General features: G+C 38.9%; 16 protein-coding genes. 14 read left to right on the forward strand and 2 right to left on the reverse strand.

Going from position 1 to position 17608, the window contains the following annotated elements; translation table 11 throughout:
- The first annotated feature begins 13 nt into the window (after positions 1-13).
- From BLS20_RS08110 to BLS20_RS08135, 6 genes are all read left to right on the forward strand, one after another.
- Entirely contained in the window at positions 14-1009 is a 996-nt protein-coding gene (locus BLS20_RS08110; RefSeq protein WP_090173869.1) for a glycosyltransferase, read from the forward strand.
- Positions 1002-2060: a glycosyltransferase family 2 protein gene (locus BLS20_RS08115; RefSeq protein ID WP_090173870.1), complete on the forward strand. Its 1059-nt coding sequence runs from the start codon at positions 1002-1004 to the stop codon at positions 2058-2060. The genes BLS20_RS08110 and BLS20_RS08115 overlap by 8 nt, the downstream gene beginning before the upstream one ends.
- Before the next feature lies 1 nt (position 2061).
- A complete protein-coding gene (locus BLS20_RS08120; protein WP_176762344.1) occupies positions 2062-3177 on the forward strand; it encodes a glycosyltransferase family 1 protein in 1116 nt (371 codons plus the stop codon).
- Positions 3167-4093 carry a glycosyltransferase family 2 protein gene (locus BLS20_RS08125; protein WP_242870552.1) on the forward strand — a complete coding sequence of 309 codons (927 nt, stop codon included), beginning with the start codon at positions 3167-3169 and terminating at the stop codon, positions 4091-4093. The genes BLS20_RS08120 and BLS20_RS08125 overlap by 11 nt, the downstream gene beginning before the upstream one ends.
- A gap of 273 nt (positions 4094-4366) precedes the next feature.
- Positions 4367-5140: an SDR family oxidoreductase gene (locus tag BLS20_RS08130; RefSeq protein WP_090173871.1), complete on the forward strand. Its 774-nt coding sequence runs from the start codon at positions 4367-4369 to the stop codon at positions 5138-5140.
- A 357-nt stretch (positions 5141-5497) separates the two neighbouring features.
- Positions 5498-6394: a hypothetical protein gene (locus BLS20_RS08135; RefSeq protein ID WP_090173872.1), complete on the forward strand. Its 897-nt coding sequence runs from the start codon at positions 5498-5500 to the stop codon at positions 6392-6394.
- 83 nt (positions 6395-6477) lie between these two features.
- On the opposite strand, the gene BLS20_RS08140 is transcribed toward BLS20_RS08135, so the two are convergent.
- Complete coding sequence (locus BLS20_RS08140; RefSeq protein ID WP_090173873.1) at positions 6478-7869, reverse strand: hypothetical protein; 1392 nt, start codon at positions 7867-7869, stop codon at positions 6478-6480.
- Between the two features lie 105 nt (positions 7870-7974).
- On the opposite strand from BLS20_RS08140, the gene BLS20_RS08145 reads away from it, so the two are divergent.
- Complete coding sequence (locus tag BLS20_RS08145; protein WP_090173874.1) at positions 7975-9255, forward strand: O-acetylhomoserine aminocarboxypropyltransferase/cysteine synthase family protein; 1281 nt, start codon at positions 7975-7977, stop codon at positions 9253-9255.
- A gap of 172 nt (positions 9256-9427) precedes the next feature.
- Positions 9428-11080, forward strand: coding sequence for a Na+/H+ antiporter NhaC family protein (locus tag BLS20_RS08150; RefSeq protein ID WP_176762345.1), 1653 nt, complete (start codon positions 9428-9430; stop codon positions 11078-11080).
- A 50-nt stretch (positions 11081-11130) separates the two neighbouring features.
- Here the strand turns inward: BLS20_RS08150 and BLS20_RS08155 are convergent, their stop codons facing one another.
- Positions 11131-12024, reverse strand: a complete 894-nt coding sequence (locus BLS20_RS08155) for a DMT family transporter (RefSeq protein ID WP_090173875.1) — start codon at positions 12022-12024, stop codon at positions 11131-11133.
- A gap of 285 nt (positions 12025-12309) precedes the next feature.
- Between BLS20_RS08155 and lysA the strand changes: the two genes are divergently transcribed.
- The 6 genes from lysA (at position 12310) to BLS20_RS13930 (ending at position 17587) form a co-directional block, all read left to right on the forward strand.
- Positions 12310-13614, forward strand: a complete 1305-nt coding sequence (gene lysA / locus BLS20_RS08160) for a diaminopimelate decarboxylase (RefSeq protein WP_090173876.1) — start codon at positions 12310-12312, stop codon at positions 13612-13614.
- A gap of 39 nt (positions 13615-13653) precedes the next feature.
- Entirely contained in the window at positions 13654-14211 is a 558-nt protein-coding gene (locus tag BLS20_RS08165) for a TetR/AcrR family transcriptional regulator (protein WP_090173877.1), read from the forward strand.
- A gap of 188 nt (positions 14212-14399) precedes the next feature.
- Positions 14400-14612, forward strand: coding sequence for a FeoA family protein (locus BLS20_RS08170; RefSeq protein WP_090173878.1), 213 nt, complete (start codon positions 14400-14402; stop codon positions 14610-14612).
- A 13-nt stretch (positions 14613-14625) separates the two neighbouring features.
- Positions 14626-14847, forward strand: coding sequence for a FeoA family protein (locus BLS20_RS08175; protein WP_090173879.1), 222 nt, complete (start codon positions 14626-14628; stop codon positions 14845-14847).
- A 41-nt stretch (positions 14848-14888) separates the two neighbouring features.
- Entirely contained in the window at positions 14889-17171 is a 2283-nt protein-coding gene (feoB, locus tag BLS20_RS08180) for a ferrous iron transport protein B (protein ID WP_090173880.1), read from the forward strand.
- A gap of 17 nt (positions 17172-17188) precedes the next feature.
- Positions 17189-17587 (forward strand): cation transporter, encoded by a 399-nt coding sequence (locus BLS20_RS13930; protein WP_242870553.1) that lies wholly within the window; start codon positions 17189-17191, stop codon positions 17585-17587.
- The last annotated feature ends 21 nt before the right edge of the window (positions 17588-17608 follow it).

Below are 17608 nucleotides of genomic sequence, written 5' to 3' on the forward strand. Positions count from 1 at the left end.
TTAGGGAGAAAAGATGGAACAGAATACACAAGTAAAAGTATCGGTCATTGTACCAATTTATAACGGGGAAAAATATTTAAAAAGATGTGTGGACAGTATCTGCAATCAGACACTTAAGGAAATCGAAATTCTATTGGTAGATGATGGCAGTATGGATGAGTCCTTGAAGATCTGTGAGGAATATGAAGCTAAGGATGATCGCATTAAAGTCATCAGGCAAGAGCATATCGGAGTTGCAGAAGCCAGAAACAAAGGAATGCGCCTTGCGAGTGGTATTTATATAGGCTTTGTAGATTGTGATGATTATATCTATCCGCAAATGTTTGAGACACTTTATCGGATTTGTGAAGAGAAAAACTCTTCGGTTGCAATGTGCGGAGCAAAAAAGACAACGAATGTCAGAATTCCATCTATCGAATATGAGTATCGAACGCAGGATGTGGAAATGATTTCTGCAACCGATTATTTAAAGATGATGTATGCGGACGGAAGTGTTGACTGGAAATATCTGGCGGTTTGGAATTGCATTTACAAAAAAGAGGCGATAAAAAATCTGGAATTTCAAAGTGATATTGCATTTGAATTTGGAATCTTTAATCTTGAATTTTTCCTGAACCAAAAAGAAGTGCCGGTCATTAATCAGGAGTTTTATCTTTGGTTTCAATTCAGTGACTCGTCTTCAAAAGTACAATCAAAAATAAATAATTTAAGACGATTGGCACCTTATATCCAGATGATGAAAACATGTGAAAAGAATTGTCCGCAGGTCTATCCGCATGTGCTAGAGAAAGTGGCAAAGGTTGTTTTGGCAATCATGTATGAGGCAAAGGGCTTTCCGGAGTATAAAGAGGTATTGCAGGATATGAAGTCGTATCGGGAAGATGTAATCAAACGATATAAAGAAAATAAAATGGTATCACAAAAAAGCAGACGTCGTTTTATCTTCCTATTAAAGCATAGAGGAATTTACAATATGTATCGTGACAGAATGGAAAGAAAGTATGGATAAAAAAGTAAGCATTATTGTGCCAAATTATAATAATGGTCCGTTTTTAGAGCAATGCCTTGACAGCTTGATTAGACAGACTTATCACAATATTGAAATCATTTGTGTGGATGGAGGCTCCACGGATCAAAGCAAAGATATTTTTCAAAAATACCAAAGCCTCGATGAACGTATTAGATACCTGGAGGTATTGCAACAAAGTGTATCGGTTTCTAGAAATGCCGGTCTGTCAGAGGCAACTGGAGATTATGTCATGTTTGTTGATGCAGATGATTGGACCGACGAAAGAACCGTGGAAAAAGCATTATCCGTCATGGAACAAGAACAGGCCGATATTGTGATGTGGTCTTATGTGCGTGAGTTTAAAGATCATTCGTTAGAAAAGAAAATATTTGATTTTGATTATCGGGTGTTTGAAAAAGAGCAGGTACAAGAAAAAATTCATCGGCGTTTTATTGGGCTGATTGGAGAAGAACTTGCGCATGTTGAAAGCGCAGATGCGCTGTGCCCGGTTTGGGGGAAACTCTATAAAAGAGAATTGATTACAAAGCATGATATTTCGTTTGTTGATATTCGTGAAATTGGAACATATGAAGATGGGATGTTCAATCTCTTTGTCACAGGGTATGCGCAAAAGATTGTTTATATGCAAGAATATTTTTATCATTATCGAAAGGATAATGTTGCATCGATTACCTCAAGTTACAAACCGGAGTTGTTTTCACAATGGCAGAAACTTTTTCAGATTATGAAAGAATATATAAAGATGCATCATTTGCCGGCTCAATATGAAATCGCTCGCAAGAACCGAATTGCGCTAAGCCTTTTAGGACAGGGATTGAACCTGATGGCAGGAAATCTTTCGAAAGCAGAAAAGATGGAAAAAATAAGAGCTATTTTGGCATTGCCACAATATCAGGAGGCATATGAACAGTTGGATTATTCGTATTTTCCACTACATTGGAAAATCTTTTATACAGCAGGAAAGAAACAAAATGCGAGAAGAGTTTATTTGCTGCTTAGTATCATTCAAAAGAAGATAGGAAGTGGTTAGAATGAAAGGGCCGATTCGAATTTTAAATATGTTCACAATCATGAACCGCGGCGGAGCGGAAACGATGGTGATGAACTATTATCGAAATATAGATAGAAGTAAGATTCAGTTTGATTTTTTGGTGCATCGTTCACAACGAGGAGCTTATGATGATGAAATTGAAGCTCTTGGTGGAAAAATCTATCGAATGATTCCGATTTATCCGAAAAATTTTAAAGCATATCAAAAGATGTTAGAAGAGTTTTTCAAAGAGCACAAGGAATACAAGATTATTCATTCGCATATGTCGGAGCTTGGTTATTTTGCTTTTGCAGAAGCCGAAAAACAGGGAGTTAAGATCCGAATCTGTCATGCGCATAATGCACCTCATGGTTGGGATATCAAGATGATTATGCGAAATCGTTTTAAGAAAAAGATGATGCCGCATATTACGCATATGTTTACTTGCGGAGAGGAAGCAGCAAACTGGCTTTATGGAAAAGAGCACCGCAAGGAATTTATTCATATGAATAATGCCATTGATGCACAAAAGTTTCGTTATAATCCGCAAAAGGCTGCAAGCGTAAGAAAAAGTCTGGGCTTAATGCCGAATCAGCTGGTTGTAGGTCATGTGGGAAGATTTAATAAACAAAAAAATCATACCTATTTGATCGAAATTTTTAAAGAAGTGGTTCGATTACGGAGTGATGCGGTGCTTTTGCTGGTGGGAGTCGGATATTTGATGGAACGGATTAAAGCACAGGTCGAGGAAAATAAGCTGACAGATCATGTTCGATTTTTGGGGAGCAGAGATGATGTAAATGACTTGATGCAGATATTTGATGTGTTTTTGTTTCCATCGCTTTTTGAGGGATTTCCGGTTACGATGGTAGAAGCACAGGCGGGAGGCAATTTGTGTATGATTTCAAAAGAGCAGCCTAAAGAAAGTGCCATTACGCCAAATGTGCGTAGAATATCCCTGCAGGAATCCCCGCGTGATTGGGCAAAGAAGATTGTTAAAGAGGTTACGCAATATCAAAAAACGGATACTTATGAAATGATTTGTAAGGCCGGATATGATATTCATGAAAATGTGAAAAAGTTAGAGGAGTTTTATTGTAAAGCCTATGAAGAGTAATCGTAATGAAATGAAACCGGATTCTGTTACACTGACCGTGTTTACCCCGGCATATAACAGAGCACACACATTAAATCGATGTTACGAAAGCTTGAAAAGACAAACGTGTGATGATTTTTTGTGGCTGATTATCGATGATGGATCTACGGATCATACAAAGGAACTGGTAGAAGAGTGGATGAGTCTTGATTTACCATTTGAGATTCGTTACGAATATAAGGAAAATGGCGGTATGCATACGGCTCATAACCGTGCCTATCAATTGATTGATACAGAGCTTAACGTATGCATTGATTCCGATGATTATATGAGTGATGATGCGGTTGAGCTGATTGTAAATTTCTGGAAAGAAAATGGAAGCAAGAAGTATTCCGGGATAATAGCGCTTGATACGGATTTTGCGGGAAATGTCATTGGTAAAAGACTGGAAAATGATCGAAAGTCAACGACGCTTTGTGGCTATTATGCAAGAGGCGGAAGCGGAGATAAGAAATTGATTTATCGAACGCAGGTCATGAAACAATTTCCGGAATATCCGGTATTTCCGAGCGAAAAATATGTTTCATTGGGATATAAATATTTATTGGCAGATCAAGAATATGAACTTTTGATCATGGATAAACCGGTGTGCCTTGTAGAGTATCAGGCAGACGGTTCTTCGAATAATATGTATAAGCAATATCTGAATAATCCTAAGGGATTTGCCTTTATGCGTAAGGTGGATATGCGTTATGATAAAGGCTTGAAAAGGAAGTTTATGACCTGTGTGCATTATGTGTCCAGCAGTCAGATTAGCGGTAATTCCGATTTTATTAAAGAGTCACCAAGGAAATTTATGACAATTCTTGCAATTCCGGCAGGGCGATTGTTGACAAGATATATAAGAAAAAAAGTAGCGCAGGGAATTAACGCATAAGGAAAAGAATGCGATGTAGCAGTTTGAACAAAAAACTGAGCAGAAAACCGGAATTAGTCACATGGAACAGAAAATGCAAGAGACGAACGAAAATTAATTTGACAAACAATATGGTCTGGAATTGTGCATATTGCCCTAAAGCAAGGTGAGAAAAAAGTAACTATTGAACAAAAGTGACAAATGGACTACAATGATTCTCAGATGGAAAGATATCATTACAAAACTTGAATAAAAAGTTTATTCACAAGCAAAGTTTTAGGAGGTATTACTATCATGAAGAATTATTTTGATTTAAAAGGAAAAGTTGCACTTGTGACAGGATGCTCAGGCGGATTGGGCGTACAGATGGCAAAGGCACTGGCGAATCAAGGTGCTACAATTGTACCGATTGCACGTCGTCTTGAAAAGTTGCAGGAAGTTGCCAAGATGCTGACAGATGAATTTGGCGTAGAAGCTTATCCGATTCAGTGTGATATCACGGACACAGAACGGGTAGATGCTGTAGTAGATGAAATTATTGATAAATTTGGACATATTGATATTGTAATCAATAACGCAGGAACGGGAGCAGTTGCACCGGCAGAAGATATAACAGATGCACAGTTTGATAACGAGATGCAGATTGATTTATTTGGAACATTTAAGGTCGCTAGAGCAGTTGCGAAAAAGGCAATGATTCCGCAAAAATATGGCCGTGTAATTAATATTGCATCCATGTACGGTCTTGTTGGAAATAAGATTGCAGGATCGGCTCCGTATCATGCAGCAAAGGGTGGTGTTGTTAACCTGACAAGAGCATTGGCTTCTGAATGGGGTAAGTATGGTATCACCGTAAATGCTATTTGCCCGGGTTATTTTTATACACCGCTGACAAAGGAAACACTGGATTCTGATTTCTTCCAGCAAAATGCGAAGACCATGATTCCATTGGAACGATATGGTAATGAGGGAGAACTTGATACAGCAGCAATCTTCCTTGCATCAGAAGCTTCGTCATATGTAAACGGAATTATGGTTCCGGTAGATGGCGGATATACCTGTATGTAATTATTGAGAATATAGGGGACTGTACATCATGGGATGAGAGATGTGCAGTCTCTTTTTTTTTAATAGGAAATTGCTCTGCATTTCCTATTAAACAAAAAACGCTCCACTAAGGATGCGCACTCGCGCGAGATGAAAATGTTGCATTCTGCAACCGCGCTCGGCGCGAGCATGTCGCAAGCGACATGCTTTGTTCTTTTGTAATTTCTATAAGCATAGATGTTTTTTGCAAAAAAAAGAAAAAAGTTAACAAATTTTTAACTATTGTTTCAATTTGGAGTATTTCTGGAAGCTGATGGGGAAAGTGCTAAAATAATAATAGATTTGATACAATCTATTGTTGTGAGGAGGATTAGAAATATGAAAACAAGCATAAAAAAATGCATTGCCATTGCAGCTGCATGCGCAATTGGTATCACGATGTTTCCTGCTGGGGCACAGGCAGCAACACATGTAAAAAAAGTTGGTCGTGTGGACAGCGGGTCAATGGCGTTTAAAGAAGACGTCACACATGATGGAAAGAAAGATAAGATTACAATCTATCCATCTGTGTCGGATGAAATCATAAACAAGTTTCTGGTGCAGGTTAATGGGAAGACGGCACTTACGGTGAAGAATCTAGAAGAAAGTTTTAGTATATATGTTCGCTATATTAAGACCTCAAAATCAAGAGAATTTATTCAGCTTTATACAACCGGAGCCAGCGATTATGTTGAATATAATTGTATCTATCGATATGACAACTCAACCGGTAAGTTTAAGAAGGTCGTAAATCTGCAAAATGTATTTAATGGAATCCTTAAAGTTACGGATGTTACTACAGCTAAGAAGGATAAGATTACAGTAGCGGCTTATGCACAACCACAGACAACAGCAGGGTTGAATCTGACGTTAACCTACAAATATAAAAAAGGGAAGATGAAGCTGGTTTCTAAAACTTCAACCAGTGTGGAAAGCGCAGTTGGAGATTTTAGTGTCGAGGATGGATATGCTTCGTACTTTAAACAATCAAAATATGTATGCTCTAAGGATTTGACATTTAAGACAAAAGCAGGTGGTTCTACGGTAGCATTCAAAGCAACAAAAGATTCGGTAGTAAAAATAAAGAAAGTAAAATATAAAAATAAAAAATTATATGGACAGTTTTCCATGAATGGAAAGAAAGGTTGGATCTTGCTTTACACAGAGAAGATGCCTTATTATTACGAAGAAGGAGAAGGCTATTTTTATGGAGTATTATACCGAATGGCTGGATAACTTAAGGCCATGCTAAGGGAAGCGTTTTGGAAAGTAATGTAAACAAGGATATGGGCTGTTGCAGCGGTGCAACAGCCCATTAATTATTTGAAGTCAGATGTTTTGAAATTTTTATAAGTAGGAGCACCCTTGGTCATGCATAGATAGGTGCGATAACGCATCGCTTCGGTTTTAAGATATTTGTTTTTGACAGAAGATGAGACGGCCAGTTTGGTGCTTGGACCGATACCATAATCAAAAGGAATCCACAAAACCTTACCATCAGAATTTTTGACGCGAACAACCGTCCAGGCATGATTAAAGTATGCGCATTTATCTACATATATGCCAAGTTGCTTAAAGGTCAGTTCTTCATAGGAAGCATAATGAATACATTTGCCGGTGGCTTTGTTGCGATAGAGATATTTCATCCCTTTTGCACCCATATCATAAGTGCCTTTGTGAAGTCGATAAAGCATGCCATATGCAGGGCGCGTTGTATTACAGGCAAAGTAACCGCTATCCGCAATTGCCCAGATCTTCATAGCATTGCTTAGCCGGTAAAAGTCGCTTTGTGCGACAAGAATAGAAGTTTGATTGGTAAGCATGAGAGTATGAGCATTTGGGTCGGACAGGTTTGATTTTTTTGCAGATTTTTTATTGTCGATTGTAGAATAATAAGTTTCATACCAGAATGATTTGTTTGTAAATAAGCTTTTTACTTTTTTTATCTTTTTGAATTCACGAAAGCTTTTGAGGGTGACAAAAACCGTGTTATCATCTGAAACCGTAATCTTTTTGATGATGACAGAAAGATCTATTTTTTTTAACAAGGATTTATACGTCTTGCGATTCGAGCGGGCCAGTGTAGCAGCATTGGTTTTGATAGATTGATTTTCAATAATGACCGTCATATCTTCATCTGCATATTGTCCAATCAAACTGTCATTATAGTTGTAATCTAGCCAGATGCTGATCATATCATATGCTGTTCGAAGCATTCTGGTTGTCTCTTTTGGATAAGCATAATAATCCTGAGCGATTAAAGCGGTTGCATCATTTGTATATTTGGCTCGTTCTGTTGTATAGAGTTTTTTTATGAATTTGACACTATACTTATATAAAGAAGCTTGAGCAGAAGAGATGGAATAGGTTGTACGTTTTCCTTTCGTTTTTACAAACGAGTAGTGGAAGATAACTCCCTGGCCATTTGTTTTTTTGATTTTTCGTTGGAGCTTTGCGATTAGTTTGGCTGAGGCGGTCTGTTTGCCCTTGACTTTTAAGGTGACAGATTTTTCCTGCATAAGCAAAGTGTCAATTTGCAAAGCTGCCGCATCGATGTTTTGAGCATTTACGCTAACCGTTTGGACTTGTGCGCCGTCACATACAATCGGGTGCGTATAAGCTGTCAGTAATGTTACCGTGAGGCATAGGCTTATCAGGAAAGCCGTAATTTTTATGAATGTTCGTTTCCTAAAATTTGATTCTAATCTCATGCGACCTATTATATCAGATTTTTATCATGTTACACTATACGAATATTGCATTTTTCAGCCGGTATGTTATGATGTCATCAATGGTTTAACCAAAAGGAGGACATTATGAGACAGGAAACAAAATGTATAGAGGCAGGTTACCAGCCAAAGAATGGGGAATCACGTATGATTCCAATCGTTCAAAGTACAACATTTAAATATGATACAAGCGAAGATATGGGTAAATTGTTCGACCTTGAAGCAGAGGGATATTTTTATACCAGACTTCAAAATCCAACCAATGACATGGTGGCAGCTAAGCTTGCAGCGTTAGAAGGCGGTTCGGCTGCAATGCTGACTTCTTCCGGACAAGCGGCAAACTTTTTTGCAGTATTTAATATTGCACAGGCCGGCGATCATATCATTGCGTCCACATCGATTTATGGCGGGACATTCAACTTGTTTAATGTAACAATGCGTCGTATGGGAATTGATTTTACATTTGTAAATCCGGATTGTACAAATGAAGAATTAGAAGCAGCATTTAAGCCTAATACAAAAGCTGTATTTGGTGAAACAATTGCGAATCCGGCATTGATTGTATTTGATATAGAACGATTTGCTGATGTAGCACATAAGCATGGAGTGCCACTTATTGTGGATAATACATTTGCAACACCGATTAATTGCAGACCGTTTGAGTGGGGAGCGGACATTGTAACGCATTCAACAACAAAATATTTAGATGGTCATGATGCTACAGTAGGTGGAGCGATTATTGATTCCGGTAAGTTTGACTGGATGGCACACAAAGAAAAGTTTCCGGGATTATGTACACCGGATGAATCTTATCATGGCATTACTTATGTTGAAAAATTTGGAAATGAAAAAGCATTTATCACAAAGGCAACAGCACAGCTGATGCGAGATTTGGGATCGATTCCATCACCAATGAATAGTTATTTGTTAAATCTTGGAATTGAATCATTGGCTGTTCGAATCCAAAGACATTGTGAAAATGCACAGAAGGTTGCGGAATTTTTGGAAAGCAATCCTGCCGTTTCTTATGTTACTTATCCGGGTCTGAAAAATGATCGTTATTATGAATTGGCTCAAAAATATCTGCCAAATGGTTCTTGTGGTGTCATTTCATTTGGCGTAAAAGGCGGCAGAAAAGGAGCCGAAGAATTCATGAAACATCTAAAACTTGCGATTATCGCAACGCATGTAGCGGATGCGCATACTTGTGTTCTTCATCCAGCGTCCTCAACACACAGACAGATGACAGATGAGGAATTGCTTGCAGGTGGTGTGAATCCGGACATGATTCGTTTTTCTGTAGGAATTGAAAATGTTGAGGATATTATCGAAGATCTTTCACAGGCATTAGAAAAAAGCCAATTATAACTCAGTCGGAGAAATCCCCCACCTCACTAAGCGTTAGCGTAGGTGGGTCTTGATACGGGAGCGATGATGTGAAGATGCATCATCGCTCCCTTTTTACGCGTAGCCGGTGTTGCAAGATGTGGTATAGATATGTAAAATGGAAAAAGTGAATAAAAATGAGAGGAAAATTGATATGAAATCAAAATCTAACCAAAGACAAATAATGAAAAAGTTGCTACCACTTAGCTTGTGGGCAGTTTATTTTTGCATGGTTTTTCCGAAGATTGCTTTGGCAGCACCGGGAGATGAACTGCCGACACCGAATCTGTTTGGAACATTTTGGGCATTGCTTCCGCCGCTGGTGGCAATTGTGCTTGCCCTCATCACAAAAGAAGTATATTCTTCGCTTGTGATTGGTATTATTGTAGGTGGTGTACTGGCTTCGAATGGTATATTTGAAGTTGGAATGCGTAACGTATTGGAAAATGGTATCGTTCCGGTATTGGCTGATAGTTATAATGTCGGAATCTTGATGTTCCTTGTGATTTTGGGAGCAATTGTGGCGATGATGAATAAATCCGGAGGAGCGGCAGCATTTGGACGCTGGGCATTTAGACATATTAAACGTCGTCAGGGTGCGGAGTGTTTATCCGTAGTGCTTGGAATGTTAATCTTTATTGATGACTATTTCAACTGCCTTACAGTTGGTTCGGTTATGAGACCGATAACAGACAAGTTTGGCGTATCAAGAGCAAAGCTTTCTTATATTATAGATGCGACGGCAGCACCGATTTGTATCATTGCGCCGATTTCATCTTGGGCAGCAGCAGTAACCGGTAATGTGCCGGAAGACCAGAATGGCTTTTTGATATTTTTGCAGGCGATTCCATATAATTATTATGCTTTGCTTACAATTGTTATGCTGTTTTTCATTATTTTCAGTCGTGTTGATTATGGTAGGATGAGAATTCACGAGAATCATGCAGCACATGGCGATCTTTTTACAGAAGGACAAAGAGTTGTACCGGAAGATAACGAGGAGAAGGATAATAGTCGAGCTATTGTGATGGATATGCTGTTGCCGGTATTTGTCTTAATAGTTCTTTGTGTTTTAGGTATGATTTATACAGGTGGATTCTTTGCCGGTGAAGGTATTATAAATGCATTTGCAAACTGTGATGCATCCTTAGGTCTTGTAGTGGGAAGTTTCTTTGCGATAATTTTTGCCATTATCTATTACATGGCCAGAAGAAGCATGAAGTTTACAGAATGTATGGGTTGTCTTATTGAAGGGTTTAAGGCGATGGTTCCGGCTATTTTGATTTTGACATTTGCCTGGAGTTTGAAAGGAATTACGACAACACTTGGAGCAAGAGAGTTCGTTGGAGAACTTATGAGCAACGCACCGGCCAGTCTGGCGATTTTTATTCCGGTAATTGTATTTTTGGTAGGTGTGGGACTTGCTTTTTCAACCGGTACATCATGGGGAACATTTGGTATTTTGATTCCAATTGTTGTTGCAATCTTCCCGGATGATCCGAAGATGATGGTGATTGCAATTTCGGCTTGTATGGCAGGCGCTGTATGCGGCGATCATTGCTCTCCGATTTCCGATACTACGATTATGGCATCTGCAGGTGCGCAGTGTAATCATATTAATCATGTCAATACGCAATTGCCTTATGCGCTGACGGTGGCAGGAGTATCGGCGGTAACATATATTTTTGCAGGATTTATAAAAAATCCAATCATCTGTCTGATTATCGGTGTAGTACTTATGCTTGCTGTTCTTATGGTAATTAGAAAGAAAGTTGGCGTTAATGAGGAAGTAGAATTAAAGCGTTAACGCTTCATAAACACAAGATGGGATTTCTTCAATAAAGATAAAGCATTCGATTACAAACGGCGTAATCGAATGCTTTTTTTTGAGATCATTCGCATCAGAGGCATTTCGGATAGGATAAATGCCAGGACAACAATGCCGCCGCCTATAGCGAACTGCCAGTACATCTTTTCGTTTAATACTAAAATTCCCATGATGGATGTAAAAACGCATTCAAAAGAAAGCAGTACTCCGCTGGTCGTTGTAGAGACACGTTTCATTCCGAATATACACAAGAAGAATGGAATGACGGAGCAGCCGATGGCAAGATACAAAAGACCGCCAAATTGTCCCGGAGTAATCGAGATATGGTAATCTTGTACAAGCAAAGAACAAAGCGTTGCCAAAATTGCAGTTGTGGTAATCTGAATGAGATTTAATAAACCACCGTCATAGCGTCTTGAATACTTGGCAGATATGACGATATATGCAGCATAATCCGCTGCACAGGCCACACAATAAAGATCTCCAATCTGAAAGCCGTCAAGATTACCGCCTAAAATAAAGCAGATGCCAATCATGCAGACTACAGCAACCAAAATATCATTTACGCCCGGCTTTTTTCTTCGTATTATCCAATAGGCAAGCGGTAATAAGATAATATAAGAAGCAATCAAAAATGAGGAACGCGAAGTTGTAGTATATTGCAGTCCGATTGTAAATGTTATAAATTGACCAAATAAAAATAGTCCCATCCAAAAACCGGCAATAAGCATGTCTTTCTTTATTTTTTTCAAACGTTTTGCATAGATGATGATGGTTGCAACAGCAGCTAGAACATATCGCGCTGCCAAAAGAAAGCAAGGCGGGATATCTTCAATCAATTGTTTGACAAAGATGCTGGCGGTTGCCCATAAAAAAGCGGAAATCAACAGTGCGATGATTCCCAATGATTTCTGGTTATTCATAAAGAGGGCTCCTGTCGTTTACATATAGTGTTTCTACTTTATTATTAAGTGAATGATTTGTCAATTGAAAGATGCTGTTTTCCGAAACAAAAAAGCCTGGATAAGCTAAGGCTTAAAAGTTGACATTCCTAACTGGGTAGATATAATTAGGGTAATGATATTAGTAGAAACAAACAAGAATCCGCTGAGGGATTTAGAGTTTTAAGAATATCAGATGACACCATATCATTTCATTGATTCGGGACAAAACACAGGAAAATAAAAGGGTAGAGGAGAACTAATACAATGAATCAAGATGTCAAAGAAATAAAAAATAATACATTGTTTTTCGATGGCTGTGATACTACGAAACTTGCGGCAACCTATGGAACACCATTATATGTAATGTCATATACGGATATTAAGAATCGTCTGCAGGAATTAAAGCAGGATTTTACCGATCGATATCCGGGCGCGCGTATTGCATATGCTTCTAAAGCATTTTGTACAGAAGCGATGTATGAAATATTGAAGCAGGAGGGGGCATGTATTGATGTTGTATCCGGAGGCGAATTGTTTGCGGCGCAGAAAGTGAATTTTCCGGCAGAATATGTAGAATTTAACGGAAATAATAAAACGCCTGCGGAGATTGATCAGGCTGTGGAATATGGAGTTGGACGAATCATTCTAGATGGTCTTCAGGAAGTGGCACTTATCGAAGAGGCTTGTAAGAAATATGATAAGAAGATGAATATCATGATTCGTATTACACCGGGAGTCGCAGCAAGTACACATGATTATATTGTGACCGGCAAGAAAGATTCGAAGTTCGGTATTCCATTGGATGAAGAGGTATTTATGCCTATTGTAAAAAGTGTAATCGACAGTCAATATCTGGAATTTGTAGGATTGCATATGCATATAGGATCACAGCTTTTTGAAAATGAAGCGTTTTTAGAAGCACTCGATGTTTTGATGGATTGGGCGAAAAAGATTAAGGATACCTATGGAGCTGTGATAAGAGAAGTAAATTTTGGCGGCGGATTTGGTGTCACATATACAGATGAAGAAAGAAAGCCATATCGCTTTTTCTTAGATCCTTTAATGGAACGTCTAAAAAAACGGGCGGATGAGATGGAAATCGAGTGTCCGGCTGCAGTGATTGAACCGGGACGATCCATGGTTGCAGAAGCGGGAATTACCTTATATACCATTGGCCAGATTAAAGAAATTAAAGGACTACGCAAATATATCTCCGTAGATGGTGGTATGGGTGATAATATTCGAGTGGCGTTGTATCAGGCAGAGTATACCGGTGTCCTTGCCAATAAAGCAGAAGAAACACCGGATGAGGTTGTCACGGTGTGCGGAAAGTATTGCGAGTCCGGAGATATCATATTACATGATTTTAAGGTACCGCATTCTGTTGAAATGGGAGATTTACTGGCAACTTATTCTACTGGAGCTTATGGTTATTCCATGGCATCGAATTATAACAATAATCCGATTCCGGGGGTAGTAATGGTAAAAGAAGGAAAGAGCGATTGGATTGTAAAACCACAGACATATGAGCAGATCATGCAAAACAATAGGATCCCAGAGTTTCTGTAGTAAAGATAGTAAAAATCAGCAAAGACAAAAGAGGGGCATATGACCAAAAAGAGTATGGATAAGCGAGCTGTCAGGTCGCGCTTAAATATTAAAGATACATTTATTGATTTGATGCAGAATGAAAAATACGGAAATATTACGGTAACAAGTATTTGCAATGAAGCACAGATCAGTCGCAGCACTTTTTATCAGCATTATAGAGGAATCCCTGAAGTGTTAGATGAAGTGCTAAAAGATGTATTTGCACATGTTTCTTCATTTCGAAAGTCGGCAGATATAAAACAGGATACTTCTAAAAGTGCCATGCCACTTTGTGAATTTATCAGACAGAATCCGAAATACCAGAATATATTGACAAATCCAGAACTGTTGAATCAGGTTGTAAATCAATTTTTGGCAATTGAGGTAAGACCTAAGTTGGGAAAATTAGAACAGCAGATGCATATGTCAAGAATGCAGATAGAAGCAATTTACGTATTTCGCTTCACGGGATGTCTTAATGTGATTCGGCAAAATATGAATAAGACCGATAATGAGTGGCAGAAAATACGACAGGCAATAGATCAAAATATCGCATCAGGATTAGTATGTGAATAGCGAAAAACGGGTATATTTATTGAAATATGCCCGTTTTTGGTAAAAAAGCAAAAAAACAATACAACATAACAAAAAGTGTATGATAGAAAACAAAAAACGAAGTGATGTACGAGAAAAAAGAGAGATGGACTAGTATAATGAACTTCGTGTTAGAGATAATTAACAAAATTTAGAAAAGGATGTGTAGAATGCCAGTTACAATGATTGAAACAGGGAAAAGCGTCATGATTGTGAGAATTACAGGGTCGGATGACATTCGTCAACATTTATCCGAACTTGGATTTGTGGCAGGTGAGATGATCACTGTAATAAGCAATGCGAGAGGGAATTTGATTTTGCAGGTGAAGGATGCAAGAATCGCAGTTGACGAAACAATGGCCCGTAGAATCATGGTTGGCTAGAAAGGAAAATGCGATGAAGACATTGAAAGACATCAAGGTTGGAGAATCATGCAAGGTGATTAAACTCCATGGAGAAGGACCGGTGAAACGCCGTATCATGGATATGGGAATCACCAAAGGCGTTGAAATCAATGTGAGAAAAGTAGCACCATTGGGGGATCCTATTGAGTTGAATATTCGTGGTTATGAATTATCAATTCGAAAAAATGATGCAGAAATGATAGAGGTAGAATAGGGTTTTGGTTCTATCCTACATGAAAGGAGATATAACAGATTATGGCTATTAAGATAGCACTCGCAGGTAATCCAAACTGTGGTAAAACAACATTATTTAATTCTTTGACAGGCTCGAATCAGTATGTAGGTAACTGGCCGGGTGTAACTGTTGAGAAGAAAGAGGGTAAGTTAAAAGGAAACAAGGAAGTCATTATCCAAGACCTTCCGGGTATTTATTCTCTTTCACCATATACATTAGAAGAAGTAGTATCAAGAACTTATCTGGTTAATGAGAAACCGGATGCCATCTTAAATATTGTAGATGGTACGAATATCGAACGTAACTTATATCTTACAACACAGCTGATTGAACTTGGTATTCCGGTTGTCATGGCAGTAAACATGATGGATTTGGTACGTAAAAAAGGCGATAAGATTAATGTCAAGAAATTATCTGAGCAGCTTGGATGTGAGGTTATTGAGATTTCAGCATTAAAGGGAGAGAGCGTAACACAGGCAGCGGAATTGGCTGTGAAGGCAGCTAAGAAAAAGCATGTGACTGCACCGGTTACATTTTCGGCTGAAATTGAGACAGCGATCGATCAGATTGCAGCACAGATTGATGGTCTTGTAGATGCAAGTCTTTTGCGTTGGTATTCCATCAAGTTGTTTGAGCGTGATGCGAAAGTGTTAGAAAGTCTTTCTTTAAATACTCAAAAAGCAAATGCTCTGGAGAAAATTGTTTCAGATGTAGAAAAATCTCAGGATGATGATTCAGAATCAATTATCACCAATGAAAGATATACTTATATTACGAACGTTTGCACTGATGCAGTTGAAAAGAAAGGAAAGAAGAGCGATCTTACAGTTTCCGATAAGATTGATAAGATTGTAACCAATCGTATTTTGGGTATTCCGATCTTTGTTGGAATTATGTTCCTTGTTTATGCAATTTCTATGGGCGGATGGGTTGTATCCATCGGTACTATGGCAACAGATTTTACAAATGATGTAATCTTTGGTGAATGGGTGCCTGGAGCAATTGATGCCTTATTTGCAGGCGCTGGCGTTGCAGATACATCCGTTGTATACGGAGTTGTGCAAGACGGTATTGTAGCCGGTGTTGGAGCAGTTCTTGGATTCGTACCACAGATGCTCGTATTATTCTTGTTATTGGCAATCCTTGAAGATATTGGATACATGAGCCGTGTCGCATTTGTTATGGACCGAATCTTCCGTCAGTTTGGATTGTCCGGAAAGTCCTTTATTCCGATGCTTGTAGCTACCGGATGCGGAGTTCCTGGTGTTATGGCTTCTCGTACAATTGAAAACGAGAGAGATCGTAAGATGACAGTCATGACAACAACATTTATGCCATGCGGTGCTAAGATGCCAATCATTGGTTTGATCGCAGGTGCATTATTTGGCGGAAGTGCATTGATTGCAGTTTCAGCATATTTTATCGGAATCGCTTCAATTGTTTTAACCGGTATCATCTTAAAGAAATTTAAGGCATTCGCAGGAGAACCGGCACCTTTCGTTATGGAACTTCCTGCATACCACTTACCACCTGTAGGAAACGTACTTCGTGCTATGTGGGAACGTGGTTGGTCATTTATTAAGAGAGCAGGTAGCGTTATTGTGCTTGCAACAATTGTAATCTGGTTCTTGTCAAACTTTGGTTTTGTAAACGGTCAATTCGGTAATGTGAATACCTTATACGAAGATCCGGCAGTGGCAACAGAAAGCTATGTGCAGTCCGTTGCGGATGATATGAACGTTTCAGTAGATGAAGTTAATGCAATGGATTCATCTATCTTAGCTGCAATCGGACAGAAAGTATCCGTAATCTTTGTACCACAGGGTCTTAATTCTTGGAAACCAACCGTAGCTACTGTTACAGGACTTATTGCAAAGGAAAATGTAGTAGGTACATTTGGAGTTCTTTACAACTATGATGATTCTACGGAAGAACTTGGAGAAAATGGTGAGCAGATTTGGGCTGCTGTAGCTGCAGATTATACCGCAGCATCTGCATTTGCATTTATGTGCTTCAATCTTTTATGCGCACCTTGCTTTGCGGCAATCGGAGCAATCAAAAGAGAGATGAACAATGCAAAATGGACTTGGGCAACCATCGGATTCCAGTGCTTATGGGCATATGTAATTGCGTTAATTGCTTACAGAGTTGGAGGATTGTTCAGCGGTGATGTAGCATTTAACGGTTGGACAATTGTTGGAATTGTTCTGATTGTAGGTATTATCGTTCTTCTTGTAAGAAAAGGATATAAGCCGGATGAGTCTACTCGTAGTATTACATCAGTAGAAGCAGCAGTGAACTAATTGCTAAAGGAGCAGTTATGGGTGAAATAATAGCTTGGGCTGTGGTTATTGCATTGGTGGCAGTGTGCATCAGAGCATTGGTGAAGAGTCACAAGTCCGGGACTTGCGCCGGATGCTCATCTTGTGAAGGTGGATGCAGTCACTGTGCACATTCCACCAATAACCTTGCAAGTCATAATGGAGAACACAAATCGATGATAAAAAATACAGTACAGGTTGATGGTATGATGTGTAGCATGTGTGAAGCACATGTTGCGGAAGCAATACGAAAAGCGGTGCCACAGGCAAAAAAAGTCAAGGCGAAACATCGCAAGGGACTTGTAACTTTTAGTACGGAAGAACAGGTTGAAGAATCTGTTATTAGAGATGCAATCGCCCAAATTGGCTATGATTACAAAGGCTTTTTTGCAAAGTAAAACTTCACATGTAATAAGAGG

It is taken from the genome of Eubacterium oxidoreducens, from assembly GCF_900104415.1.
Taxonomy (GTDB): domain Bacteria; phylum Bacillota; class Clostridia; order Lachnospirales; family Lachnospiraceae; genus Eubacterium_C; species Eubacterium_C oxidoreducens.

Excerpts from the sequence above, each read along its gene's own strand:
- BLS20_RS13930 (WP_242870553.1), top strand. The coding sequence starts at position 17,189 with ATGGGTGAAATAATAGCTTGGGCTGTGGTTATTGCATTGGTGGCAGTG.
- BLS20_RS08155 (WP_090173875.1), bottom strand. The coding sequence starts at position 12,024 with ATGAATAACCAGAAATCATTGGGAATCATCGCACTGTTGATTTCCGCT.
- feoB (WP_090173880.1), top strand. The coding sequence starts at position 14,889 with ATGGCTATTAAGATAGCACTCGCAGGTAATCCAAACTGTGGTAAAACA.
- BLS20_RS08135 (WP_090173872.1), top strand. The coding sequence starts at position 5,498 with ATGAAAACAAGCATAAAAAAATGCATTGCCATTGCAGCTGCATGCGCA.
- BLS20_RS08120 (WP_176762344.1), top strand. The coding sequence starts at position 2,062 with ATGAAAGGGCCGATTCGAATTTTAAATATGTTCACAATCATGAACCGC.
- BLS20_RS08165 (WP_090173877.1), top strand. The coding sequence starts at position 13,654 with ATGACCAAAAAGAGTATGGATAAGCGAGCTGTCAGGTCGCGCTTAAAT.
- BLS20_RS08150 (WP_176762345.1), top strand. The coding sequence starts at position 9,428 with ATGAAATCAAAATCTAACCAAAGACAAATAATGAAAAAGTTGCTACCA.
- BLS20_RS08115 (WP_090173870.1), top strand. The coding sequence starts at position 1,002 with ATGGATAAAAAAGTAAGCATTATTGTGCCAAATTATAATAATGGTCCG.
- BLS20_RS08130 (WP_090173871.1), top strand. The coding sequence starts at position 4,367 with ATGAAGAATTATTTTGATTTAAAAGGAAAAGTTGCACTTGTGACAGGA.
- BLS20_RS08145 (WP_090173874.1), top strand. The coding sequence starts at position 7,975 with ATGAGACAGGAAACAAAATGTATAGAGGCAGGTTACCAGCCAAAGAAT.
- lysA (WP_090173876.1), top strand. The coding sequence starts at position 12,310 with ATGAATCAAGATGTCAAAGAAATAAAAAATAATACATTGTTTTTCGAT.
- BLS20_RS08175 (WP_090173879.1), top strand. The coding sequence starts at position 14,626 with ATGAAGACATTGAAAGACATCAAGGTTGGAGAATCATGCAAGGTGATT.
- BLS20_RS08140 (WP_090173873.1), bottom strand. The coding sequence starts at position 7,869 with ATGAGATTAGAATCAAATTTTAGGAAACGAACATTCATAAAAATTACG.
- BLS20_RS08125 (WP_242870552.1), top strand. The coding sequence starts at position 3,167 with ATGAAGAGTAATCGTAATGAAATGAAACCGGATTCTGTTACACTGACC.
- BLS20_RS08170 (WP_090173878.1), top strand. The coding sequence starts at position 14,400 with ATGCCAGTTACAATGATTGAAACAGGGAAAAGCGTCATGATTGTGAGA.
- BLS20_RS08110 (WP_090173869.1), top strand. The coding sequence starts at position 14 with ATGGAACAGAATACACAAGTAAAAGTATCGGTCATTGTACCAATTTAT.